The following is a 23,953-nucleotide window of genomic DNA, read 5'->3' as shown; positions in this document are numbered from 1 at the left end:
CGTTCTTTCGCTCCCCACCCCCCCCTGCCCCTCCCCCCTCCCCCCCCCCCCCCCCCCCCCCCCCCCCCCCCCCCCCCCCCCCCCCCACCGCCGTGTGCCGGACCCGTCGACCCCGGGGCATCGTCCGGGGACGACAACCCGTCCCCTTCAGGGCCCACTTGACCTCAAGTCCGCTTGAGGACGAAGGGTGATCGGTGCACACACCGACCGCCGAGCCCTGGAGGCCGCCATGACCCGTCGTACCGACGCCCACCCCGACCTCACCCGCCCCGAGGCCGGTGCCCCCTTGTTCAGCACCTGGAGCGTGGGCACCCCGCTCCGGCAGCGGCAGACCGTCGAGGCGATCGGCGCCACGTGGGAGCGTCGCCCCTGGCCCGCCGACGGGCTGCTCGGCTACTACGTCTACACCGGCCAGGACGGCTCCACCCTCCTGCACCACTCGCAGTGGCGCAGCGAGCAGGCCTACGAGGCCTTCGTGAAGACGCACCGGCAGGAGCGCGTCGACGAGATCGACACCGCCGTGCCGGGCATCGAGCGGCTCGGACTCGACCGGTACCGCCATTACCGCAGCGTCCGCCGGCCGGACGACACCCGTGTCCCCGGCTGCATCGTGATCGTCGACATCGAGTTCGAGGAATCCGCCTCCGACAGCCGGCGCGCCTGGGTGGACGCCGTCATCGAGGCGCTGGAGACCGAGCCCGCTCCCCACCCCGGCGGCATCTCCGCCCACTTCCACCTCGGCACCGACGGCACCGGGGTCCTCAACTACGCCGAGTGGGAGAGCGCCCAGGCCCACATCGACGCCCTCGCCGCCCCGGGCGACGGGATCGGCTCGGCGACGGAGCGGTGGGAGCGGGTGCAGAACTGGCCCGGGCTGAAGAGCAGCACCGTGAGCCGGTACGAGTACGCGCTCGGCCTGATTCCCGGCTGACCCCGCCACCGAAAACTTCAGCCTCCTGGACAAAAAAAGTTTTCGGTGAGACGGTGGACCCATGCTGGACGTCACCGTGATCGAGGACCCCGAGGCCGCAGCCGTCTCCCTGGACCCCATAAGGGCCCGGCTGCTCGCCGAGCTGGCGGCCGGCCCCGCGTCGGCCGCCATGCTGGCCGCCAAGGTCGGGCTGCCCAGGCAGAAGGTGAACTACCACCTCAAGGCCCTGGAGCGGCACGGCCTGGTCGAGCTGGCCGGCGAGCGCCGCAAGGGCAACGTCACCGAGCGGCTGATGCGGGCGACCGCCGCGTCGTACGTGATCTCACCGCTCGCGCTCGCCGCGGTGCAGCCGGACCCGGACCGCTTCCGCGACCAGCTCTCCGCCCGCTGGCTGCTCGCGCTCGGCGCCCGCCTCGTGCGGGACGTCGGTTCGCTGATCACCGGCGCGGCCAAGGCCCGCAAGCGGCTGGCGACCTACGCGCTGGACGGCGAGGTCCGCTTCGCCTCGGCCGCCGAACGGGCTGCGTTCATCGAGGAGTTGACGGCCGGAGTGAGCGCTCTGATCCGCAAGTACGACGCGCCCGGCGCCGAGGGCGGCCGCGATCACCGGATCGTCGTCGCCGTCCACCCCACGGTCAAACCCCCGTCGGCCACCCCCGAGGCGACGGAAACCCCGGAACTGAACCCGTAGTACCAGGAGCCCACCATGTCCAAGGAATTCGAGATCGCCGACGAGTTCGAGGTCGACGCCACACCGCAGGAGGTGTGGGAGGCCGTGACCGCAGGTACCGGCGGCTGGCTGTGGCCGATGGAGGCACCCGAGCCCCGAGAGGGCGGCAAGGGCCCCTTCGGCTCCACCGTGACCGCCTGGGACCCGCCGCACCGCTACACCAACCGCGTCGAGGACGTCGAGGGCATCTCCGAGCAGACCCTCAACCAGCTCGACTACACCATCGAGCCGCGTGACGAGGGCCGTCGCGCCTGGGTGCGCTACGTGCACAGCGGCATCTTCGTCGACGACTGGGACAACCAGTACGACGGCGCCAAGCGGCACACCGAGTTCTATCTGCACACCCTGCGCCAGTACCTCACCGGATTCCGGGGCCGCCCGGTCACCGCCTTCGCGACCTTCGACGGACCCGAGGCGTCCAAGGCGTCCGACGCGTTCGTCACCGTGGGCCGCGCGCTCGGCCTCGCCGACGACACGGCAGAGGGTGCGCGTGTGCAGGTGCGCGGACCCGAGGGGCAGACCCTGGACGCCGTCGTCGACTTCCGCAACCCGTACTTCCTCGGGCTGCGCACGGATGACGCGCTCATCCGCTTCTTCGGCCGCAACCACTGGGGCTACATGGTCGGCATGTCGGTGCACGACTTCGCGCCGGACGCCGACGCCAAGGCGGACGAGGACATGTGGAAGGGCTGGCTGAACGGAGTGTTCAGCCAGCCCTGAGGCGTTGGTATCCGCCTGACCTGCAACTACGGCACGGTGGTGGCTCTTGAGGAGCTCTCTGGGGAGGATCTGGGGAGATCCATGTCAGGCGGACGTCTCACTCGCCACAGGAGGCGCTTGGGCCGCCACCGGACCCGAGACGAACCTCCCGAGCGCCACCCGGCCGCGACTCCCGGACCTCGGCATTCAGCCAGCCCTGAGCGCACCGGAGGTTACGGGCGGAACCGCAGCACCTGCGGGTCGTGGTCGCTGATCTGGTCGTTGAACTCCGAGTTGACGTGCACGCTGTCGTACTCGAAGTCGCAGCCGCGCCGGATCGACGGGCTGACCAGGATCTGGTCCAGCGTCTGGGCGTTGCCCTGGTAGACGTAGGAGTAACGCTCGCTCTTCGGCAGCGACTTGATCGCCGACCACAGCTCGCCGTCGCCCTCGAGGATCTTCACGGTGTCGGAGAACTCGAAGTCGTTGATGTCGCCGAGGGCGATGACATCCGCGTTCTTCTGCGTGTCGAGGACGTCCTTGACGAAGGTGTGGATCGCCGTGGCCTGCGCGTGGCGCTGGACCTCGGAGCTGCGGGCCGGCGGCTGGTACTGCGCCGTCAGACCCTGGTCGCCACCCTTGGAGTTGAGGTGGTTGGCGATCACGAAGACGGTCTTGCCGCGGAAGACGAACTCGCCGACCAGCGGCTTGCGGCTGTTGCCGAAGGCCGCGTTCGCCGGGTCGATCCGGCCGGGGGAGACCGTCAGGGCGGCCTTGCCGCGCACCTTCGTCACACCGACGGCGGTGGTGGCGTCGCCGCCCGCACGGTCGGTGAAGGACACCCGCTCCGGGTTGAACAGGAACACCTGGCGGATGTTGCCGCCCGGCTCGCCGCCGTCGGCGTTGTTCACCGGGTCGATCGAGCGCCAGTCGTACTTCGGGCCGCCCGCGGCGACGATCGCGTCGATCAGCTTGGTCATCGTCTGGTCGGCGGCGACCGTGCCGTCGTTCGTCGCGCCGTTGTTGTCCTGGATCTCCTCCAGGGACACGATGTCGGGCGACTGGAGGTTGTTCACGATCGCGGACGCGTGCTCGGTGAACGTGGCGTCGGACGGGTCCAGGTTCTCCACGTTGTACGTGGCGACCGCCAGCTCGCCGCGCGACTGCTTCTGCGTGGACTCCCTCTTCAGACCGGCGCTCTTCAGCGTGCCGAGCTGGTTGGCGACCAGGGTGTAGCCGCCGAACTGGTTGAAGTCCAGCGGGCCCGCCGTGGCGCCTTCCAGGACGTCACCGACGTTCGCGGTGGGGAAGTCGGCGGGCTTGCCCAGGGACTGGATCTGGAGCCGGCCGGTGTTCTGGGAGTCGTACGAGCCGTAGACAGTGCCGCCGCGGTGGTTGCGGTGCTCCCACGGCTTCACCGTGACCCACAGCTCGGTGTACGGGTCGGTGGCGCCGACCACGCGGGTGTCGGCGACCTGGACGTTCTCGCCCTCCAGGGACTCGTAGTAGTCCAGGGCGTACTTCTGGGGCTCCAGGGCCAGGCCGTTGACGGAGCCGCCCGCGGCGGTGTCGCCCTCGGGGCTGTAGGCGGCCGGCACCGACTTCGCGTCGATCACCTTGGCGGCCGGGACGGCGTTGCCGCTGGAGACGACGGTGATCACCGGCTTGGTGATCTCGGTCAGCGACTGGTTGCCGGAGGTGGCGCCGCCCGGGACGTACTCGGAGACGATGCCCGAGACCAGGACCGAGTCGCCCACGGCGACCTTCGGGTTGGAGCTGGTGAAGACGAAGACGCCCTCGCTGGTGGCCGGGTTGTCGTCCGGGGTCGGGTCCTGGATCCAGAAGCCTCTGGACGACCCGTAGGTGCGTACGCCGGTGACGATTCCGGCCACGTCCGTGACCTGCTTGCCGGCGTACGGGGATATTCGGGTACTGCCCTGGACGTCATGGATGCGCACGGAGTCGGCGTGCGCGGGCGCCGTGAGGATGACGGTGGACGCCGCGGAACAGACGGCGGCGACGGTGAGCGCGGCGAGACGCGCGGACTTCTTGCTCGGCAACGGGATCCCTCCGGGGACATGCGTGGGTGCCGGGACGAGGTGGAATACGGGTGGAGCATGGGACCGGTCGGTCGCGGCCGGTGGGGCGGCAACGCGCGTAGAAAATACAGTGAACAGATGTCCGCCAGATTTCTACGCGCGTAATCTCCTGCCTGGTCACGCCACTTGTCAAGGTTTCGGCCATGTACACCGGCCGACAGGGATATGAACCGGGCGGCATGGGTGGAAATCCGTCTAGGCTGAGCGACTGAGCCGCGATGTGCAGCGGCCGAGCCGTGCCGCGTACGGCCGTGAAAGCGCCTAGGAGAACCATCCGATGTCAGACAGCGCCCCCTTGCCGCCGGTACGGCTGCACCCCGAAACGGAGCTGGCGCGGGACGCCCTGTCCACGCCGTTGCTCTCGCGTGCCGCGCGGCTGGCCCGCTGGGCGGGGCCCGACACCCGGGTGGACGCCGGAGGCGAGCTCGTCGACGAGCAGTTGCCGGCCGCCGCCGGGGAGCTCGGACTGAGCGGGGACGACGCCGCCGCGTACGCCGGCGAGGCCTGGCGGATCGCCGTCGACACCGGACTGGTCGAGATCGTCGACGAGGAGGAGGGCACCGTCGCGGCCGGCGCGGATCTGGCGCTGCTGACCGGCGGTGCGCCGCAGGACGTGCTCGCCGTGTGGCTCGGCGCGCTGGAGTCGGTGCTCGCGGACGCGAGCGTGCCCGACCTCGACGACCTGGTCGACGCCATGGACGAGGGCGGCGAGGTCGACCTCTCCCGACTGGGGTGGGACCCGGAGGCCGAGGCGGAGTTCCTCGACGGGGTGCTCGGCAACCTGTACCTGCTGACGGTCAGTGAGGACGGACCGGGCGAGGGGCCCGTGCCGCTGCCCGCCCTCGCCGCGTCGATGATCGTGCCCAGCGACATGGGCGAGCCCACCAACGACGTACTGGAGCAGGTCTCCGACGCGATGATGCGCCTGGACGACCAGTTCCGGCTGCTGGACCCGGTCGGTCTGGTGGCGTATCAGCCGGTGGACGAGGCGCTGATGGCCGACGCCGAGGCCGCCGAGGAACTGCCGGGCGGCATCGACGACACCGACGTGTCGCGCTACGGCATGGTGCGGCTGACCCCGCTCGGGCTGTACGGCATGCGGGCGCGGCTGCTGGAGGCCGGGTTCGACGCGCCGGCGGTCGGGGATCTCGCGGACAAGGGCGCCGACGCGCTGCTCGACGGGACGGCCATGTTCCCGCAGACCGCCGCGCGGACCGAGACCGAGCAGTGGCTGGCCCGCCGCGAGTCCCTCGCCGCGGCACGGGAGTTGCTGGCGGCGGCACGGGGTGCGGACGCCGGGGCGCCGTTGCGGCGGCTGCGCTGCCAGCAGGCGCTGTCCCTGGTGGGCCCGGAGGCCGAGCCCGCGTTGCGGGAGGTCCTCGACGATCCGGAGCTGGGCGGGCTGGCCCGGGTGTGGCTGACCGAGGCCGGGTTCTCCGACGTGCCCGCGCCGTCCCAGGAGCTGGTCTTCTGGCTGACCGTCGACACCGTCGCCGCGCAACTGGCCGCCGAGGGGAACTCCGAGGAGCTGAGGGCGCTGGTGGAGGGGCTCGCCGCGCAGCACAGCGGGTTCTTCGCGGCCGCCTGGCGGGTGGATCATCCGGCCGCGGCGGATGTGCTGGAGGCGATGGGGCGGCTGCATCCGGACAAGAAGGTCGCCAAGGAGGCGCGGAAGGCCGCGTTCAAGGCGCGGTCGCAGCAGGGGGGTTGATGTCTGTTCGGGGTGCGGGTTGAGTGTGGCCGGTCGCGCCCACGCGGCGGAGCCGCATATCGACAGACGCCCGCGCCCCTTAGGGCGTTGTTCAACCGGTGTTAAGGCGTGGGCGGAATTGTGGCGCCGTCGCGTAGTCCGCCACCCTCCACGGCAACCCTCTGTCACAGGAGACACCATGTCGCTCACCCGCAGGGACTTCGCCAGATCATCCGCGGTCACCGGTGTCGCGCTGGCAGGCAGCGCCGGCGTCCTCGCCACCGCGCCGAACGCGCTCGCCTCCACCGAGTCCGAGATCGCGAGCGAGGAGTCCGCGGACGCCCACGGTGGCGGCGTCGGCTACGGACCGCTCGTCCCGGACCCCGATGGCCTCCTCGCGCTGCCCGCCGGATTCAAGTACCGCGTCATCACCTACAGCGGCAGGACCAAGCTGGAGTCGGGGGAGTTCACCCCCTCCAACCACGACGGCACGGCCGCCTTCGACGGCCCGCGCGGCACCACCCTCCTGGTCAACAACCACGAGCTCGGCGGCCCCCGAGCCCAGTGGCCGTACCCGGTGCCGCTGACTGAGGGCCTCGTCTACGACCCGGCCGCCTCCGGCGGCTGCACCGTCGTCGAGGTGCGCCCCGACGGCCGCGTCGCCGAATGGGTCGGCATCGCGGGCACCGCCACGAACTGCGCGGGCGGCAGCACGCCTTGGGACACCTGGCTCACCTGCGAGGAGACCGAGGACAAGGCCGGCTCCAACGGCATGACCAAGGACCACGGCTACGTCTTCGAGGTCGACCCCGCCGACCACCGGGCCAACAAGAACCCCAAGCCCATCAAGGCGCTCGGCCGCTACGCCCACGAGGCCGTCGTCATCGACCCCAAGCGCGGCCACGCCTACCTCACCGAGGACGCCTCCAACCCCAACGGCCTGCTCTTCCGCTGGACCCCGCCCGAGCACTTCCACCACGGCCGCGGCAAACTGCGCACCTCGCCGACGACGCGGGCCGGCTCCAGGCGTTCAAGTGCTTCGACTCCGGCGGCAAGTTCGTCGACGACCTCTCCCGCGCCACGAAGATCGGCACGGTGTTCGGCGTCGACTGGGTCGACGTACCCGACCGCGACGGGCGCACGACGTCCGTGCGCAAGCAGTTCACCGCCGGCCAGGTCACCCGCGCCCGCAAGCTCGAAGGCATGTGGTGGGGTGACGGCGGCGTGTACATCGTCTCCTCCTACGCCCGCGCCGAGAGCCCCGGCCAGCCGCACGACGGCTCGGTCTGGTTCTACGACCCCAAGCGCCGCACCCTGACCCTGAAGGTCCTGATCGGCGTCAACCCCGACCCGTCCAAGGACGGCGCCTTCGACGGCCCCGACAACATCACCGTCTCCCCCTACGGCGGCCTCGTCATCGCCGAGGACGGCGAGGGCATCCAGCACTTGTTCGGCGCCACCGACAGCGGCCGTACCTACCCGATCGCCCGCAACGAACTGAACATCGGCACCGCCGAGAAGCCGGAATACAGCGAGTTCACCGGCGTCACCTTCTCCTGCGACGGCCGCACCCTCTACGCCAACATCCAGACGCCCGGCATCATGCTCGCCATCACAGGGCCCTGGAAGCGGCAGCGGCGGTAATACGCCGACACCGGCCGTTAATTCGTTCGCTTGGCCGGAGCTGCGCCTCCTACAGTGAGATCACAACGTCACGCACCTCCCGGTGCGATGGCAGCGGCTACTTCTTTCCCAGAGAATCCCACGCCGCCGCCGACTTGATCTCGGGAGGCGCAGCTCATGGTGGGTGCCCGGTGCGCAGGCAACGGTTACTTCATTGGATCTGGCGGTTGCGGGTTCGAATCCCGTCATCGACTTCGGGTCGGTGTAGCTCAATTCGGTAGAGCACCAGGCTAAAGTCCGTCGCCGACTCCTGATCTCGGGCACCCATCTTTTGCTGCGTCTTCCTCCGAAACACGAACGAACACGAACGAATTCGGGGGGAATTCATCATGGCGCGATTCAACACGCGCGCCGCCAAGGCGCGTGGGACCTCGCGGGTCACCTCGACGGGGCGAGTGCTGCGCACCTACGAGGGCGGCCGCGGCCGTGAGCGCGACACGCGCTCCGAGCTCTTCCTGCTCGCCGTCTCCAACTTCGTCTCGCAGCAGACCTTCTACGAGACCGGCGCCGACCGTGACGACCGCTACGCGCGCCTCGTGCGCGAGCTCGCCGTCACCGACCCGCAGTGGACGGCCGGCCTGCTCGGCTGGCTGCGCGGCGAGGGCAACCTCCGTACGGCCTCCATCGTGGGCGCCGCCGAGTACGTCAAGGCCCGCCTGGACGCCGGCGCCACCGACGGCCCGTCGAACCGGCAGGTCGTCGCCTCCGTCCTCCAGCGGCCGGACGAGCCCGGCGAGCTGCTCGCGTACTGGACGGCGCTGTACGGCCGTAACGTCCCCAAGCCCGTCAAGCGCGGAATCGCCGACGCCGTACGGCGTCTGTACAGCGGCAAGTCGCTGCTGAAGTACGACACCGCGTCCAAGGGCTACCGCTTCGGCGACATCCTCAACCTGGTGCACGCGGCACCGGACCCGGACAAGCCGTGGCAGGGCGAGCTCTTCCGGTACGCCCTCGACCGGCGGCACAACCCGGACACCGCGCTGCCGCCCGCGTCGAGCGACGTCCTGACCGCACACCGCGAGCTGATGGCGCTGCCCGTCGACCGGCGGCGGACGGTCGTCACGTCGGACGGCGGCGCCGAGCGGCTGGCGGCGGCCGGCATGACGTGGGAGGCGCTGGCGGGCTGGCTCCAGGGGCCGATGGACAAGGAGGCCTGGGAGGCCGTGATTCCGTCGATGGGCGCCATGGCGCTCGTACGGAACCTGCGGAACTTCGACGAGGCCGGTGTGTCCGACGAGGTCGCGGCCGAGGTCGCGGCGCGGATCAGCGACCCGGCTCAGGTCGCGCGCTCGCGGCAGTTCCCCTTCCGGTACCTCGCCGCGTACCAGCACGCGCCCTCGCTGCGCTGGGCGTACCCGCTGGAGCAGGCGCTCGGCCACTCGCTGGCCAACGTGCCCAGGCTGCCGGGCCGCACCCTGGTGCTCGTCGACCGCTCGGGCTCGATGTTCTGGTCGCGGCTGTCCGACCGCTCGGAGCTCAACCGGGCCGACGCGGCGGCGATCTTCGGCACGGCGCTCGCGCTGCGGGCGGCGGACGCGGACCTTGTGCAGTTCGGCTCCGACAGCGGCGAGATCGCCTTCCGCAAGGGCGAGTCGGTGCTGAAGATCCTGGAGCGCTTCGGGGACCTCGGCGGCACCAACACCACCGAGGCCGTGCGCCGGCACTACCGCAGGCACGACCGGGTGCTGATCGTCACCGACGAGCAGTACGCGCCCAGCCATCACGGCGACCCGACCGAGCAGGTCCCGGCCGACGTGCCGGTCTACACCTGGAACCTCGCCGGGTACCGGGCGGGCCACGGCCCGTCGGGCACGGGCAACCGGCACACCTTCGGCGGCCTGTCCGACGCGGCCTTCCGGATGGTGCCGCTGCTGGAGGCCGCGCGGGACGCCGACTGGCCCTGGGTGGCATGAGCTGAGAGCGGCCCGAGGCGAGAGCGCCTCGGGCGAGAGTGGCCCGCACCACGTGGGGAGTGCGGGCCACTCTCTTGTCCGTCTCCAGACTGACATCTAACATTTCAGTTTGTGGAGGCGCTACGACCCGTGGGCCGGACCCTGCTCAGGGACCGGGCGTACACGGCGATCCGGGACGCCATCGTGGCCGGGGAGATCGAACCCGGCGCGGTGGTACGGGACGCCGATCTCGCCGAGCGGTTGGGGCTGTCCCGGGCGCCGGTGCGTGAGGCGTTCTCCCGGCTCGTGGACGAGGGGCTGCTGGAGAGCAAGCCGCAGAGCTACACCCGGGTGACACCGGTCGTCGCCGCCGACGTACGGGACGCGGCCGCCGTGGTCGGCGCCATGCACGAGCTGGTGACCAGGGTCGCCGTACCCCGGCTCACGGCCGCGGACCTGGACGTCATGCGGGCCGCCAACGAGCGCTTCGCCGCCGCTGTCGCGGCCGGTGAGGTGGACCTCGCGCTGCGAGCCGACGACGAGGTGCACGACGTACTGGTGCGGGTGAGCGGCAACCGCGCCGCCGCCGCCACCGTCGCCCGCTACACCCCGCTCATCCGCCGCCTGGAGCGACGTCGCTTCGGGGAGGGCGGCAACTGCCGTTCGGCCGGACTGCACGAACGGCTGATCGCGGCCTGCGCGTCCGGAGACACGGACACCGCGGTCGGTGTCACCGCGGAGATCTGGCGCAGCCTCGCCGACCTCGTGGACCAGGACCTGGCCGACGACGACTGACCCGGGAGGACCCATGTCCCTTTCCTCGTACGACCGTTACCCGCTGCTCTTCGGCCCCTCGCCGGTCCACCCCCTGGAGCGCCTGACCGCCCACCTCGGCGGCGCCGCCCTGTGGGCCAAGCGCGAGGACTGCAACTCCGGTGTCGCGTACGGCGGCAACAAGACGCGCAAGCTGGAGTACCTGGTCGCCGACGCGCTCGCGCAGGGTTGCGACACGCTCGTCTCGATCGGCGGCGTGCAGTCCAACCACACCCGCCAGGTCGCGGCCGTCGCCGCCCGCGCCGGGCTCAAGTGCGTGCTCATCCAGGAGAGTTGGGTGGACTGGCCCGACTCCGTCTACGACAAGGTCGGCAACATCCTCCTCAGCCGCCTCGCCGGAGCCGACGTACGGCTCGTGCGCGCCGGGTTCGGGATCGGCTTCAAGGAGAGCTGGGAGCAGGCGCTGCGGGAGGTCGAGGAGTCCGGCGGCAAGCCGTACGCCATCCCGGCCGGCGCCTCCGACCACCCCCTCGGCGGCCTCGGCTTCGCCGGGTGGGCGTACGAAGTCGCCGAGCAGGAAAGGGAGTCGGGCGTCTTCTTCGACACGGTGATCGTCTGCTCGGTGACCGGCTCCACCCAGGCCGGCATGGTCGCCGGCTTCGCCGCCCTGGAGGAGGCGGGCGGCCGGCCGCGCCGCGTGCTCGGCATCGACGCCTCCGCCAAGCCCGCCACCACCCGCGAGCAGATCGCCCGGATCGCCCACAACACGGGTCAACTCATCGGCGTCAAGCGCGAGTTGACCGAGGCCGACGTCGAACTCGACGAGCGCTACCACGCGGGCATCTACGGCATCCCGGACGAGACGACCCTGGAGGCGATGCGGCTGGCGGCCCGGGCGGAGGGGATGATCACGGACCCGGTCTACGAGGGCAAGTCGATGGCCGGGATGATCGACCTGGTCGCACGGGGAGAGATCGACCGGGACTCCACGGTGCTCTACGCCCACCTGGGCGGCCAGCCGGCACTGAACGCGTACAGCGCACTCTTCTAGCGGTCCGCTCGGCAGCGCCCCTTCTTTGAGGGGCGCGGGGCTGTATCGATATGCGGCTCCGCCGCGTGGGCCCGACCAGCCCCCCCCACGGGGCCGCAGCCGACGAACCACAAGTCACACACCCTCGTAGTCGCACACGTCGGCTCCCCCCGGCAGGGATAAGGTGCTCAGCGTGTTGGCCGACGACCAGCAGCGGGAGACGGGTGCCGACCGGGCCGGTGATGCCCGTCGACGGGCCACGATCCACGACGTCGCCAAGCTGGCCGGGGTGTCGCGCCAGACGGTGTCCCGTGCGGTGAACGACAAGGGCGAGATCGACCCGGGGACCAAGGAGCGCGTCCTGGAGGCGGCGCGGCTGCTGGACTACCGGCCCAGCCGGTTCGCGCGCGGCCTGGTGCGCAAGGGGACCGTGACGGCCGGGCTGGTGATCCCGGACCTGATGAACCCCTTCTTCCCGGAGGTGGCCGCCGGAGTGCTGGAGGCCGCCGAGCAGCGCGGCTGGCAGGTGGTCGTGTGGGACTCGCGCACCGACGAGGCCCGGGAGCGGGAGGCGCTCGACGTGCTCTCCCACCAGGCGGACGCGGTCATCGGCTACTTCAAGAGCCCGGACGACGAACTCGCCCGCCACCTCGGCGGCGTACCGCTGGTGCTGCTGGAACGCGGCCCGCAGCCGACCCGTTTCGCGGCCGTGGGCATCGACGCCGAGGCCGGTCTGGAACGGGGCATGGCCCATCTGGTCGGCGCGGGGCATCGCCGTATCGGCATGCTGGACGGCGTGCACGGGCCCTCCCCCAGGCGGCGTGCCTTCCTCGCGGAGGCCCGGCGACATGGACTGCCCGTGGACGACGGCTGGATCGCCATGTGTCCCGAGCACAGTGTGGCGGGCGGCGAGGCGGGCATGGAGCAACTGCTGGACGCACGGCCCGAGATCACGGCGGTGTTCGGCTTCAACGACCTGATCGCGGTCGGCGCGATGCGCGCGGCCCGGCGCCGGGGCCGGCGGGTGCCGGACGACCTGGCCGTGCTGGGCTTCGACGGGCTGTCGCTGGGCGAGCTGGTCGACCCGGGTCTCACCACGCTGCACATCGACAAGCGCCGGCTCGGGCGGCTGGCCGTGGAGCAGGTGGCGCGGTTGCGGGCGGGGGAGGAGCCGATGAACGGCGCCGACGCCTCGGTGGTCCCCGAACTGGTGGTGCGGGCTTCCGCCTGACGCGCCCGGACCGGTCCGCTGACGGCACTCGGCGGGCGCCACGAAGACATGACGGCCCCGGTCGTGCCGGGCGCCCCTCGGAGCGGGGGCGCCCTGGACGTCGTACCGCCGACTACAGCGCCTGTGCCGCCGGCTTCACCATGCCCCTGACCGTGCGGGACTTCACGAAGTCGCCCATCGCCGTCATCTCCCACTCGCCGGAGAACTGGCGGATGAGCTTCGCCATCAGCACGCCCGTCTGCGGTTCGGCGCTGGTGAGGTCGAAGCGGACGAGCTCCTCGCCGGACTGGGCGTCGATCAGCCGGCAGTAGGCCTTGGCGACCTCGGTGAACTTCTGGCCGGAGAAGGAGTTGACCGTGAAGACCAGACCGGTGACGTCCTGCGGCAGGCGGCCGAGGTCGACGGTGATGACCTCGTCGTCCCCGCCGCCCTCGCCGGTGAGGTTGTCGCCGGAGTGGCGGATGGCGCCGTTCACGATCTGGAGCTTGCCGAAGTAGCAACTGTCGATGTGGTTGCGCTGCGGGCCGTAGGCGATGACCGAGGCGTCGAGGTCGATGTCCTTGCCGCGGTACGCCGGCTCCCAGCCGAGGCCCATCTGGACCTGCGAGAGCAGCGGGCGGCCGCCCTTCATCAGGGAGACGGTCTGGTTCTTCTGGAGGCTGACGCGGCCCTTGTCGAGGTTGATCTTGCCGGCGCCGGGCGCGGGCGGGGCGGGCGGCGCCGCGGGGGCCGGGGGAGCGGCCGGAGCGGACACCGGCGGGGCCGGCGGGGCGACCGGGGGTGCCATGGTGGGCTGCGGCGGGGCCACGGGGACGGCCGGGGCGGGCTCCTCGACCGAGACGCCGAAGTCGGTGGCGATGCCGGCCAGGCCGTTGGAATAGCCCTGGCCCACCGCGCGGGCCTTCCAGGCGCCGTTGCGCAGATAGATCTCGACGACCACCAGTGCCGTCTCGGAGCCGAGCTGCGGGGGTGTGAAGGTGGCCAGGACGGCGTTGTCGTCGGCGCTGCGGATGGTGGCCGTCGGCTCGATGCCCTGGAAGGTCTGGCCGGCGGCGTCCGGGCTGGCGGTGACGACGATCTTCTCGATGCCGGGCGGCACGGCCGTGGTGTCGACCGTGATCGCGTCGGGGGAGGTGCCGCCGCCCGAGCGGTACGTCACGCCCGGGCCGCTGGGCTGGTTGTAGAAGATGAAGTCGTCGTCGGAGCGCACTTTGCCGTCGGCGGTGAGCAGCAGGCCCGATACGTCGAGCCGCACCGGGGCGGCGACGTCCACCGTCACGCGCGCGGTGGAGAGAGGGATGTTCGAGCCGGGGGTCATAGCTGTCATGACCCGTGAACGAGCGGGGGCGCTTTACCGTTCCCTTACCCGGCAAACGGGTGGCACGGGTGCGGCAGCCCCCGCCCGCCGGCCTACGGAACGACCACGATCTTGCGGCCCACCCCGGACGCGAACTGCTCCAGGGCCTGCGGATACCGCTCCAGCGGGATGCGGTCGCTGATGAAGACCTCGGGGTCGAGGACACCGTTCGCGAACAGCTCCGCCGCCCGCTCGAAGCTGTGCAGGACGGCCATGGAGCCCGTGATGGTGATCTCCTGGTTGTAGATGCGGTACGGGTCGATCGTCACTCGCGTCGCGTAGTCCGCCACGCCGAACTGTAGGAACGTTCCCGCCTTCGCCACCCGGTCCAGGCCGTCCTGGATCGCGGCGGCGTTGCCGGTGGCGTCGACCACCAGGTCCCAGCCCTGGGGACGGTCCAGCTCGTCGGGGTTCGCGGCGGAGGCCGAGACGCCGAGCCTGCGTGCCGTCTCCAGGCGGGCCGGGTTCACGTCCACCACGTCCACGCTGGCCGCGCCGGTCCGCTTGGCCAGCTCCAGCATCATCAGGCCCATCGTGCCGGAGCCGTAGATCAGCACGTGGGCGCCGAGGCGGGACTTCAGGACGTCGTAGCCGCGCACCGCGCAGGACAGGGGCTCCACGAGGGCCGCGTCCTGGGTGCGGACGTGCTCGGGGAGCTTCACGCAGTTCGCCACCGGGGCGACGGCGTACTGCGCCGCGCCGCCGGCCGTGGTCACGCCGATCGCCGCCCAGCGTTCGCAGAGGTTGTTGTGGCCCGCACGGCAGTAGCGGCACTCGAAGCAGTACAGCGACGGGTCGACCGCGACCCGGTCGCCCACCGCCACCTCGGTGACCTGGGTGCCGACCCCGACGACCGCGCCGGCGAACTCGTGCCCGGGCACGATCGGCAGCTTCGGCGCGAACTCGCCCTGGAGGATGTGCAGATCGGTGCCGCACAGCCCGCAGGCCGCCACTTCGACGACGACCTCGCGCGGCCCTGGCGTCGGGTCCGGGACCTCGGCGACGACGGCCCTGCCCACGGACTCGATGACGGCGGCCTTCATTTCACGGCTCCCAACGACAGGCCCTGGACCAGCTTGTCCTGAGCGGCGAACCCCGCGGCGAGCACCGGCAGGGAGATGACGAGCGACGCGGCGCACACCTTCGCCAGGAACAGGCCCTGGCTGGTGATGAAGCCGGTCAGGAAGACGGGCGCGGTCTCGGCCACCACGCCGGTCAGGACTCGGGCGAACAACAGCTCGTTCCAACTGAAGATGAAGCAGATCAGGGACGTCGCGGCGATGCCGGGGAGCGCGATGGGGGCCACCACGCGCGTGAGGATCGTCGGCAGCCTCGCGCCGTCCACCCGGGCCGCCTCGATGATCGCGACCGGGATCTCGGCGAGGAAGGAGTGCATCATCCACACCGCGATCGGCAGGTTCATGGAGGTGTAGAGGATGACCAGCAGCCATATGTTGTCGAGCATGTCCGTGTTCTTCGCGAACAGGTACAGCGGCAGCAGGCCCGCCACGGCCGGCAGCATCTTCGTCGACAGGAAGAAGAACAGGACGTCGGTCCACTTCTTCACCGGCCGGATCGACAGGGCGTAGGCCGCCGGGAGGGCGAGCACCAGGACGAACAGCGTCGAGGCCACCGACGCCACCGTCGAGTTGATCAGCGCCGGCCAGGGGCTCGCGCCGCCGCCCGCGCCGAAGAACTCGCGGTAGCCGTCCAGCGTCAGCGACGCGGCGAAGGACGGCGGGTTGGTCGCCGCGTCCTGCTCGGAGTGGAAGGACGTCAGGGCCATCCACGCGATCGGCAGGAAGAAGGCGATCCCGAGCAGCCAGGCCACGAGGCCCAGGCCGGCCCCCTTGCGGCGGTTGCGAAGTCGTACGGCAACTGCACTCATGCGCGCGACACCTCCTCGCGGAACAGGGACGACACCACGCGCAGCGCGAAGGTCGCGATGATGATCGAGCCGATGACCACCAGGACGCCCGCGGCCGAGGCGAGGCCGTTCTCATGGGCCTGGTAGAAGCTCTGGTAGACGGTGTAGGGGAGGTTGGCGGTGCCCAGGCCCCCGGACGTGATCGTGAAGACCGCGTCGAAGTTCTGCACGATGTAGATCGAGCCCAGCAGGGCGCCGAGTTCGAGGTAGCGGCGCAGGTGCGGGAGCGTGAGGTGGCGGAAGATCTGCCAGTCGCTCGCGCCGTCGACGCGGGCCGCCTCGATCTGCTCGTGGTCGCGGCTCTGGAGGCCGGCCAGCAGGATCAGCATCATGAACGGTGTCCACTGCCAGACGAGGGACGCCTCCACCGCGAGCAGCGGGGTGTTGGATATCCAGTCCGGCTGTGGGCCGCCCACATAGTGCAACAACCCATTGAACAGGCCGTATTCGGGGTTGTAGAGCACATGCTTCCAGAGCAGGGCCGCCGCCACCGGGACCACCAGGAACGGGGCGATCAGCAGGGTGCGCACCACACCCCGGCCCTTGAACCTGCGGTCCAGGAGCAGGGCCAGCACCAGGCCGAGGATCAGGCTGGCCAGCACCACCGCGACCGTCAGGAGCACGGTCGTCCACACCGACTGGCGCAGATCGGCGTCGGTGAGGACCTCCTGGTAGTTGTCCAGGCCGGCGAAGTGCCGGGCGTCGGGGTAGAGGGAGTTCCAGTCGAAGAACGAGATCACCAGCGTGGCCACGAACGGCAACTGGGTCACCGCGATCATGAAGATCAGCGCCGGCAGCAGGGGCGCCCGGGTCGCCCAGGCGCGCAGCTTGGCGGAGGGCGGACGGGTCGTACGCACGGGAGTCGTGGCCAGGGGGGCCGTTGTCGTCGCTGTCATCGCCCCTCGTACTCCTCGGAGATCTCGTCGGCGAGCTGCTGGGACTTCTTCAGGGCCGACTCGACGGACTGGCGTCCGGCGATGGCCGCGCTGATCTCCTGGGAGACCTTGGTGCCGAGGTCGGTGAACTCGGGGATGCCGACGAACTGGATGCCGGGCGCGGGACGTGCCTGCACGCCGGGGTCGTTCGGGCGGGCGCCCTCGATGGCCTCCTTCGTCATCTCCTGGAAGGCCGCCGCCTCCTCGCGGTACGCCGGGTTGGCGTAGGTGGAGGCGCGCTTGCCGGCCGGGACGTTGGACCAGCCGATCTCGTCGCCGACCAACTGCTCGTACTTCTTGCCCGACGCCCAGGAGACGAACTGCCAGGCCTTGTCCGGGTTGCGGGACGCCTGCTGGATGCCCCAGGCCCAGGTGTAGAGCCAGCCGGAGGACTCCGTCTTCTCGACGGGTGCGGGCGCGTAGCCCACCTTGCCCTTGACCGGGCTGTTCGCCGCCTCCAGTGAACCGGCCGCGGAGGTGGCGTCGTACCACATGGCGACCTTGCCCTGGGTCATGTTGTTCAGGCACTCGGCGAAGCCGGACTGGGCGGCTCCCGACTCACCGTGCTCGCGGACCAGGTCGACATAGAACTTCGTCGCCTCCTTCCACTCGGGGGAGTTCAGGCGGGCCGCCCAGCCCTTGTCGAACCAGGTTCCGCCGAAGGTGTTGACGACGGTGGTGAGCGGGGCCATCACCTCGCCCCAGCCGGGCAGGCCGCGCAGGCAGATGCCCTTCATGCCCGACTCGGCGCCGTCCACCCGTGCGGCGAGGTCCGCCACCTGCTGCCAGGTGGGATGCGCGGGCATCGTCAGGCCCTCCTTCTCGAAGATGTCCTTGCGGTACATCAGGAAGGACGACTCGCCGTAGAAGGGCTGGCCGTAGAGCTTGCCGTCGTCGCCGGTCAGGGACTGGCGCATCGGCTTGAGGACGTCCTGCTCGTCGTAGCCGGGGTCCTTGGCGACGTAGGAGTTCATCTCCTGGAGCCAGCCGTTGCGGGCGTAGATCGGTATCTCGTAGTTGGAGAGCGTGGCCACGTCGTACTGGCCCGCCTGGTTGGCGAAGTCCTGGCTGATCTTGTCGCGGACGTCGTTCTCGGGCAGGACGGTGAAGTTGACCTTGATGCCGGTCTCTTCGGTGAAGCGGGGGGCGAGCTTTTGCAGCTCGGTCATCTGGGGGTTGTTGACCATGAGGACGTTGATCGAGTTGCCGCCCGACCCCGCCCCGCCGGCGCCGACCCAGCAGCCGGAGAGCAGCGGGGCGAGCAGCGTCCCTGCGGCGGCCGTGGCGAGCGTGGCTCGCTTGGGCCGTCGACGGCTCTGGGTTCGCATGGATCGCTCCTGGACGTATGGGGGGATGGAGGGAAAGGGGAGGTGTGGGGAGGGATGTACAAGTGGAGGTCTGTGGAAGGGATTTACAAGGAGATAAAGGGCATGCGAGGGCGTATGCGCGCCCCCGGGGGGAGTGGGTTCGTGGTTCAGACGCGGATGACCTGGGGTCCCAGGAGTGAGTAGCGGTGTGCCTCGGCCGCCGGGAGCAGCGTGCTCGTCACGATCGTCTCCAGCGTGCCGATGTCCGCGAACCGGCAGAAGCTGACCGAGCCGAACTTGGTGTGCACACCCGCGAACACCGTGCGGCGCGCGGCCCGGATGGCCTGCGCCTTGACCTCGCTGACGGCCGGGTCGGGGGTGGTCAGGCCGTGCTCGCGGGAGATGCCGTTGGCGCCGATGAACGCCAGGTCGATGACGAAGCCGGCCAGCATCTTCGTCGTCCAGTGGTCGACGGTGGCGAGGGTGCCGGACCGTACCCGGCCGCCGAGCAGCAGCACGGAGGCGTGCTCGGACTCGGCGAGCGCGCCCGCGACCGGCAGGGACGCGGTGACCACGGTCAGCGGCCGGTCCAGCGGCAGGGCCTCGGCGATGAGCTGCGGGGTGAAGCCCTCGTCGACGAAGACCGTCTCGGCGTCCCCCAGCAGCTCGGCCGCGGCGGACGCGATCCGGCGCTTCTCGGGGACATGGCTGGTGGCGCGGAAGGCGAGCGTCGTCTCGAAGCCGGCGCTCTCCACGGGGTAGGCGCCGCCATGGGTACGGCGGAGCAGTCCGTGGTCCTCCAGGACGCGCAGGTCCCGGCGTATGGTCTCCTTCGCCACGCCCAGCTCGGCGGCGAGCGCGGTGACGTCGACCGAGCCGTCACGGCGTGCGGCCAGCACGATCTCGCGTTGGCGTTCTTCCGCCGTTTTCGTGCTCATGCCGACACCTGCCTTCCGCTTCGCTGCCCGTTCGGGCCCGGTGAGGCCCATGGGGGAAGTTCTACAGCGGGTGTCCGGCACTGACCAGGTCTGTTGCAGGTCCGATGCTGCCCGTGTGTGCCCGTTCACCGTGTGCTGTGCCCGTCTCGGACCTGCGTGGTTGTGGCGGGACGCGTGAGATCGGGCGGGTGCGGCGCCCGAATACGGGGGCGGGCGGGCCCGTTCGGTGCCCGCCCGCCGTTTCGCGCCAACCCGTTTCGGTCAGTACGGCCAGATCGGCGGGTCGCTCACGAAGTGGCCGCCCAGGTAGGCGTGCGCGATGTTGCCTGGGTCGAGCTCGCCCTGCTCGGCGATCAGTTTCCCGGCGTACGGCTCGGAGTCGTCCCGGGGGTCGTAGCCGAGGGAGCGGGCGGAGGTCAGGTCCCACCACAGGCGGGTGTTCGCGGAGGAGCCGTATACGACCGTGTGCCCGACGTTCTCGGCGGTCAGGGCCGCGTGGAAGAGGCGGGCGCCGTCGGCCGGGCTCATCCACACCGAGAGCATGCGCACGCTGGTCGGCTCGGGGAAGCACGAGCCGATGCGCACGGACACCGTCTCCAGGCCGTGCTTGTCCCAGTAGAACTGCGCGAGGTCCTCGCCGAAGGACTTGGACAGTCCGTAGAAGGTGTCGGGACGGCGCGGGGTGTCGATGGGGATGAGGGGGTCGTCGCCCTGGGGGCGGGACGTGAAGCCGACCGCGTGGTTGGAGGAGGCGAAGACGATCCGTCCGACGCCCTCCTGGCGGGCGGCCTCGTACAGGTTGTACGTGCCCTCGATGTTCGCCCGGAGGATCTTCTCGAACGGGGCTTCCAAGGAGATTCCGGCGAGGTGGATGATCGCGTCGACGCCGCGCACGGCCTCGCGCAGCGCGTCCCGGTCGGCGAGATCGGCGACGATCGCGTCCGGCTCGCCCTCGATGGGGCGCAGGTCGAGCAGCCGCAGCTCGTAGCCGTATGCCGGGAGCAGGTCCCGCATCAGGGTGCCGAGGCCGCCGGCGGCGCCGGTGAGCAGAACGGTGCGGGGTGCGGGCATCCTCGGGGCTCCTTGACTCGGCAGGGCTCGGCGTGGCTCGGCTGGGCGTGGTGCAGCTCGCGTCAGTGACCGCATGCGTGGACGGTATTCATATGCATGGACACGCTAAGGATCGCCCGCCGATCACGTCAAGTGTCCCGCGCGGTCGGGGAATCCGCCGGTGAGTTGCCGGTTCGTGCGCTTGACCGGCCTCGATGGGCTCCATAGGCTGGACTTGTTCAAGAATGTAGACGTGGATCAGAAACGTGAGCGCCTGTTCTAGGGAGAGCCCGTGACGCCAGCCCCTCTCGCCGCACGCCTGAGCATCCCCGGCGGGCCGCTGTTCTTCCCCGTCACCGCCTACGGCCCCGACGGCTCGGTCGACCTCGACGTCTACCGCACCCATGTGCGCCGCGGCGTCGAGGCCGGGGCCGCCGCCGTGTTCGCCTGCTGCGGCACCGGCGAGTTCCACGCCCTCACGCCCGAGGAGTACGAGGCGTGCGTGCGGGCGGCCGTAGAGGCGGCGCAGGGCCGGGTGCCGGTCGTCGCAGGCGCCGGGTACGGCACCGCCCTCGCCGTGCGGTACGCGCGGCTCGCCGAGGGCGCCGGCGCGGACGGGCTGCTCGCGATGCCGCCGTATCTCGTCGTCGCCGGGCAGGAGGGGCTGCTGCGGCACTACCGGGAGGTCGCCGCGGCGACCTCGCTCCCCGTGATCGTCTACCAGCGCGACAACGCCGTGTTCACCCCGGCGACCGTCGTCGAACTGGCCCGTACGGACGGCGTCATCGGCCTCAAGGACGGCCTCGGCGACCTGGACCTCATGCAGCGCATCGTCAGCGCCGTACGCACCGACTTCCCCGGCGAGTTCCTCTACTTCAACGGTCTGCCGACCGCCGAACAGACCCAGCTCGCCTACCGCGCCCTCGGCGTCACGCTGTACTCCTCCGCGGTGTTCTGCTTCGCCCCGGAGATCGCTCTCGCCTTCTACCGGGCGCTGGAGGCGGGCGACGACGCGACCGTCCACCGCCTCCTGGACGGCTTCTACCGGCCGTTCGTCGAACTGCGTGCCCAGGGCCGCGGATACGCCGTCGCGCTCGTCAAGGCGGGCGTACGGCTGCGCGGCCTGGACGTGGGGGAGGTGCGGCCGCCGCTGCACGAGCCCGGCGAGGACCATGTCAAGCAGCTCGCCCAGGTCATCGAGCGCGGCTACGCGCTGCTGGAGCAGGATCCGGAGGAGACCAAGTGAAGGCGTCGACATTCCTCTACCCCTGGGACGTCAACGGAGATCCCGAGGCACCCGGGAGGATCGCCGCCCTCGGCGTGCGCCAGGTGACGCTCGCCGCCGCCTACCACTCCACCCGCGCCCTCACCCCCCGCCACCCGCGCCACCGCATCGTCACCGCCGAGCACGCGGCCGTGCTGTACCCGACCGACGGCCGCTGGGAGGGGCGTGCGCTGCGCCCGTACCCGGCCGGGGACTGGGCGCCCGGCGACGCCTTCGGCGAAGCCGCCGCCGCGCTCACGGACGCAGGTCTTGAGGTGCACACCTGGGTGGTCCTCGCGCACAACTCCCGTATGGGCGCCGACCATCCGGACACCTCCGTCGCCAACGCCTACGGCGACCGCTACCCGTGGGCCCCGTGCATCGCGCAGCCCGCCACGCGCGCGTACCTCGTCGACCTGGCCGCCGAGGCCGCGGTACGGCCCGGGGCACGCGGCACCGAGCTGGAGTCCCTCGGCTGGTACGGGCTGCAGCATCTGCACGCCCACGACAAGACCGCCGGAGTCCCGCTCGGGGACGCCGGGCACTACCTGATGGCGCTCTGCTTCTGCCCGGTCTGCAAGCAGGGCTACGGCGCCCAGGGCCTGGACGCCGACGAGCTGGCGGCCGCCGTACGGGACGCCCTGGAGCCGCTGTGGCAGGGAACGCCGGACGACGGGGGCTGGGCGGGCGTCGAGAAGCTGCTCGGTGCGCGGACGGCGGCGGCCACGCGCGCGTGGCGTGACGAGACCGCCCGCACGCTCCAGGAGGCGGCCGTACGCGCGGTCCGCGAAGCCGCCCCCGACGGGTTCCGGATCCTGCTGCACGCCGACCCCGTGACCTACCACGTCGGCGCCAACGCCGGCGTCGACCCCGCGCACATCCTGTCCGTCGCGGACGGCGTGGTCGTGCCCTGCGCGGGCGGCCCCGAACTGCTCGCGCCCTTCGCCGAACAGGAGCGCGCGGACGCGGTCGTCGCCGCCAACCTCGGTGTGGTCTCCGGGATGGGCGGCAGCCCGGGCACGCTCGCGTCGGACGCGGCACGCGCGCGTGAGCTGGGAGCCACCGAGATCCGGCTCTATCACGCGGGGTTGGCGTCGGACGGGGACCTGGAGGCGGTACGGGAGGGCCTCGCCGCGCTCTGAAGCAGCGGTACGGCGCTCGCCGGCCACAGCACCCCCAGGGCGACCAGCACCAGTCGTACGTCGAGCAGTTCGACCAGGACGGCACCGGCCGCCAGCCCGACGACGTTCGGCGCGAACACGAGCGTGTTGGCAGTCGCGGCCGTACGCCCGAGCAGCGCGTCCGGTGTCTCGCGCTGCACGGCCGTGAGCGCGGCGATCAGGACGCAGGGCAGGCCCGCGCCGATCGCCGCGCTGCACACCAGGGCCACCGGGTCGGACGGGATCGCGCGCAGGCCGACCGCGACGGCCGTCAGGGCGATGCCGTACCCGGCGAAGCGGCGTTCGCCGAGGCGGCGCAACGCCGGCCCCGAGAGCAGCCCGATCGCCACCGAACCGGCGCCCTGGACGGCGTACAGCACGCCGGCGTACGCGGGGTCGTGCCCGAGGCCGTCGATGACGGCGTAGAGCAGCGCCCCGCTGAGCCCGGCGAACAGCATGGTGGTGCCGCCGGCCAGGACGAGCGGGCGCAGCACGGGATGGGTCCACAGGTAGCGGACGCCCTCGGCGGTCTGCCGCCGCCAGTTGCCCGCCGGGGGTTCGGGACTGCTCTCGCGCACCCGCAGGCAGGCGTACAGGCCGGTGGCGAGCACGAACGTGACCGCGTCGAGCAGGGCGACGCTCGGGCCGCCGTACGCCGCGTAGAGGCCGGCGCCGGCCAGCGGGGCGAGCAGTTTCATGCCCTCGTTGGCCGTCATTCGCAGCCCGTTGAAGTCGCCGAGCAGGGGCGTGGGGACGGCGCCGGCGACCAAGGCGGACTCGGCGGCGTCATGGACGACGCCCGCGGCGCCGTAGACGAACAGCACCGCGAACACCAGCCAGACCCGGTCCGCCGAGTCGACCGCGAAGAGGGTGGGCAGCAGCGCGGCGAGAAGCAGGTTCACGCCGATCAGCAGGGGTTTGCGGCGAGCGCGGTCGGCGAGCGTGCCCAGGAGCGGCCCGGCGAGGGTCGGCGCCCACATGGCGAGCATGCACAGCGCGGCCAGTCCGTCGGAACCGGTGAGGTCCTTGACCCATACGCCGGAAACCAGCCATAACGCCGAGGTGCCGAAGCCGGAGACCACGACCCCGGCGAGATAGAGCCCGGAATTGCGATCGCGCAGGACGGGCGGGAGCGCCCAGGTGGTGATGGTCGTCATGTCGGGCCACTGTGTTGCTAAGGCGGGGGCTTGGGGATCGGGGAAGTGCCTTACAGCGGGCTGACGCAATGAGATGGATCGGTCCTGAGGACCTTATGA

19 protein-coding genes and 1 pseudogene are annotated in these 23,953 nt (G+C 71.1%); 11 read left to right on the top strand and 9 right to left on the bottom strand.

Going from position 1 to position 23,953, the window contains the following annotated elements; all coding sequences use genetic code 11:
• Positions 1-229: 229 nt before the first annotated feature.
• The 3 genes from ACZ69Q_RS23535 (at position 230) to ACZ69Q_RS23525 (ending at position 2,381) form a co-directional block, all read left to right on the top strand.
• Entirely contained in the window at positions 230-931 is a 702-nt protein-coding gene (locus ACZ69Q_RS23535) for an antibiotic biosynthesis monooxygenase (protein WP_471045022.1), read from the top strand.
• Between the two features lie 61 nt (positions 932-992).
• Complete coding sequence (locus ACZ69Q_RS23530) at positions 993-1,622, top strand: ArsR/SmtB family transcription factor (RefSeq protein WP_471045020.1); 630 nt, start codon at positions 993-995, stop codon at positions 1,620-1,622.
• Positions 1,623-1,637: 15 nt separating this feature from the next.
• Positions 1,638-2,381 (top strand): SRPBCC family protein, encoded by a 744-nt coding sequence (locus tag ACZ69Q_RS23525; RefSeq protein ID WP_471045017.1) that lies wholly within the window; start codon positions 1,638-1,640, stop codon positions 2,379-2,381.
• 212 nt (positions 2,382-2,593) lie between these two features.
• On the opposite strand, the gene ACZ69Q_RS23520 is transcribed toward ACZ69Q_RS23525, so the two are convergent.
• The gene (locus tag ACZ69Q_RS23520; RefSeq protein WP_471045015.1) at positions 2,594-4,420 is read right to left on the bottom strand and encodes an endonuclease/exonuclease/phosphatase family protein; all 1,827 of its coding nucleotides are present in this window, start codon (positions 4,418-4,420) and stop codon (positions 2,594-2,596) included.
• A 316-nt stretch (positions 4,421-4,736) separates the two neighbouring features.
• Between ACZ69Q_RS23520 and ACZ69Q_RS23515 the strand changes: the two genes are divergently transcribed.
• The 6 genes and pseudogenes from ACZ69Q_RS23515 (at position 4,737) to ACZ69Q_RS23490 (ending at position 12,759) form a co-directional block, all read left to right on the top strand.
• Positions 4,737-6,170, top strand: coding sequence for a hypothetical protein (locus ACZ69Q_RS23515; RefSeq protein WP_471045013.1), 1,434 nt, complete (start codon positions 4,737-4,739; stop codon positions 6,168-6,170).
• A gap of 178 nt (positions 6,171-6,348) precedes the next feature.
• Positions 6,349-7,793, top strand: a pseudogene (locus ACZ69Q_RS23510) (alkaline phosphatase PhoX).
• A gap of 368 nt (positions 7,794-8,161) precedes the next feature.
• Positions 8,162-9,745: a TROVE domain-containing protein gene (locus ACZ69Q_RS23505; RefSeq protein ID WP_471045011.1), complete on the top strand. Its 1,584-nt coding sequence runs from the start codon at positions 8,162-8,164 to the stop codon at positions 9,743-9,745.
• Positions 9,746-9,856: 111 nt separating this feature from the next.
• Positions 9,857-10,519 (top strand): GntR family transcriptional regulator, encoded by a 663-nt coding sequence (locus ACZ69Q_RS23500; protein ID WP_471045008.1) that lies wholly within the window; start codon positions 9,857-9,859, stop codon positions 10,517-10,519.
• Between the two features lie 13 nt (positions 10,520-10,532).
• The gene (locus tag ACZ69Q_RS23495) at positions 10,533-11,549 is read left to right on the top strand and encodes a 1-aminocyclopropane-1-carboxylate deaminase (RefSeq protein ID WP_471045005.1); all 1,017 of its coding nucleotides are present in this window, start codon (positions 10,533-10,535) and stop codon (positions 11,547-11,549) included.
• Positions 11,550-11,721: 172 nt separating this feature from the next.
• Positions 11,722-12,759, top strand: a complete 1,038-nt coding sequence (locus ACZ69Q_RS23490) for a LacI family DNA-binding transcriptional regulator (RefSeq protein WP_471045003.1) — start codon at positions 11,722-11,724, stop codon at positions 12,757-12,759.
• A 112-nt stretch (positions 12,760-12,871) separates the two neighbouring features.
• Here the strand turns inward: ACZ69Q_RS23490 and ACZ69Q_RS23485 are convergent, their stop codons facing one another.
• From ACZ69Q_RS23485 to ACZ69Q_RS23455, 7 genes are all read right to left on the bottom strand, one after another.
• The gene (locus ACZ69Q_RS23485) at positions 12,872-14,077 is read right to left on the bottom strand and encodes a TerD family protein (RefSeq protein WP_471045578.1); all 1,206 of its coding nucleotides are present in this window, start codon (positions 14,075-14,077) and stop codon (positions 12,872-12,874) included.
• Between the two features lie 92 nt (positions 14,078-14,169).
• Positions 14,170-15,159, bottom strand: a complete 990-nt coding sequence (locus tag ACZ69Q_RS23480) for a zinc-dependent alcohol dehydrogenase family protein (protein ID WP_471045001.1) — start codon at positions 15,157-15,159, stop codon at positions 14,170-14,172.
• On the bottom strand, positions 15,156-16,004 hold the full coding sequence (locus ACZ69Q_RS23475) for a carbohydrate ABC transporter permease (RefSeq protein ID WP_471044999.1): 849 nt from the start codon (positions 16,002-16,004) through the stop codon (positions 15,156-15,158). The genes ACZ69Q_RS23480 and ACZ69Q_RS23475 overlap by 4 nt, the downstream gene beginning before the upstream one ends.
• Positions 16,001-16,939: a carbohydrate ABC transporter permease gene (locus ACZ69Q_RS23470; RefSeq protein WP_471044998.1), complete on the bottom strand. Its 939-nt coding sequence runs from the start codon at positions 16,937-16,939 to the stop codon at positions 16,001-16,003. Before ACZ69Q_RS23470 ends, ACZ69Q_RS23475 begins: the two co-directional genes overlap by 4 nt.
• Positions 16,936-18,306, bottom strand: coding sequence for an ABC transporter substrate-binding protein (locus ACZ69Q_RS23465; protein WP_471044995.1), 1,371 nt, complete (start codon positions 18,304-18,306; stop codon positions 16,936-16,938). Before ACZ69Q_RS23465 ends, ACZ69Q_RS23470 begins: the two co-directional genes overlap by 4 nt.
• A 146-nt stretch (positions 18,307-18,452) precedes the next feature.
• Positions 18,453-19,223: a DeoR/GlpR family DNA-binding transcription regulator gene (locus ACZ69Q_RS23460; RefSeq protein WP_471044994.1), complete on the bottom strand. Its 771-nt coding sequence runs from the start codon at positions 19,221-19,223 to the stop codon at positions 18,453-18,455.
• 261 nt (positions 19,224-19,484) lie between these two features.
• Positions 19,485-20,294 (bottom strand): NAD-dependent epimerase/dehydratase family protein, encoded by an 810-nt coding sequence (locus ACZ69Q_RS23455; RefSeq protein WP_471044991.1) that lies wholly within the window; start codon positions 20,292-20,294, stop codon positions 19,485-19,487.
• 271 nt (positions 20,295-20,565) lie between these two features.
• Here ACZ69Q_RS23455 and ACZ69Q_RS23450 point away from each other — a divergent pair, with 271 nt between their 5' ends.
• Together ACZ69Q_RS23450 and ACZ69Q_RS23445 are read left to right on the top strand one after the other, a co-directional pair.
• The gene (locus ACZ69Q_RS23450; RefSeq protein ID WP_471044988.1) at positions 20,566-21,519 is read left to right on the top strand and encodes a 5-dehydro-4-deoxyglucarate dehydratase; all 954 of its coding nucleotides are present in this window, start codon (positions 20,566-20,568) and stop codon (positions 21,517-21,519) included.
• Entirely contained in the window at positions 21,516-22,679 is a 1,164-nt protein-coding gene (locus tag ACZ69Q_RS23445; RefSeq protein WP_471044986.1) for a hypothetical protein, read from the top strand. Before ACZ69Q_RS23450 ends, ACZ69Q_RS23445 begins: the two co-directional genes overlap by 4 nt.
• Here ACZ69Q_RS23445 and ACZ69Q_RS23440 read toward each other — a convergent pair.
• Entirely contained in the window at positions 22,616-23,854 is a 1,239-nt protein-coding gene (locus ACZ69Q_RS23440; protein WP_471044984.1) for an MFS transporter, read from the bottom strand. The two genes, ACZ69Q_RS23445 and ACZ69Q_RS23440, sit on opposite strands and share 64 nt — an antisense overlap.
• Positions 23,855-23,953 lie beyond the last annotated feature (99 nt).

Source organism: Streptomyces sp. NPDC036764 (genome assembly GCF_055609385.1).
This window is presented reverse-complemented; position numbering and strand designations above follow the sequence as displayed.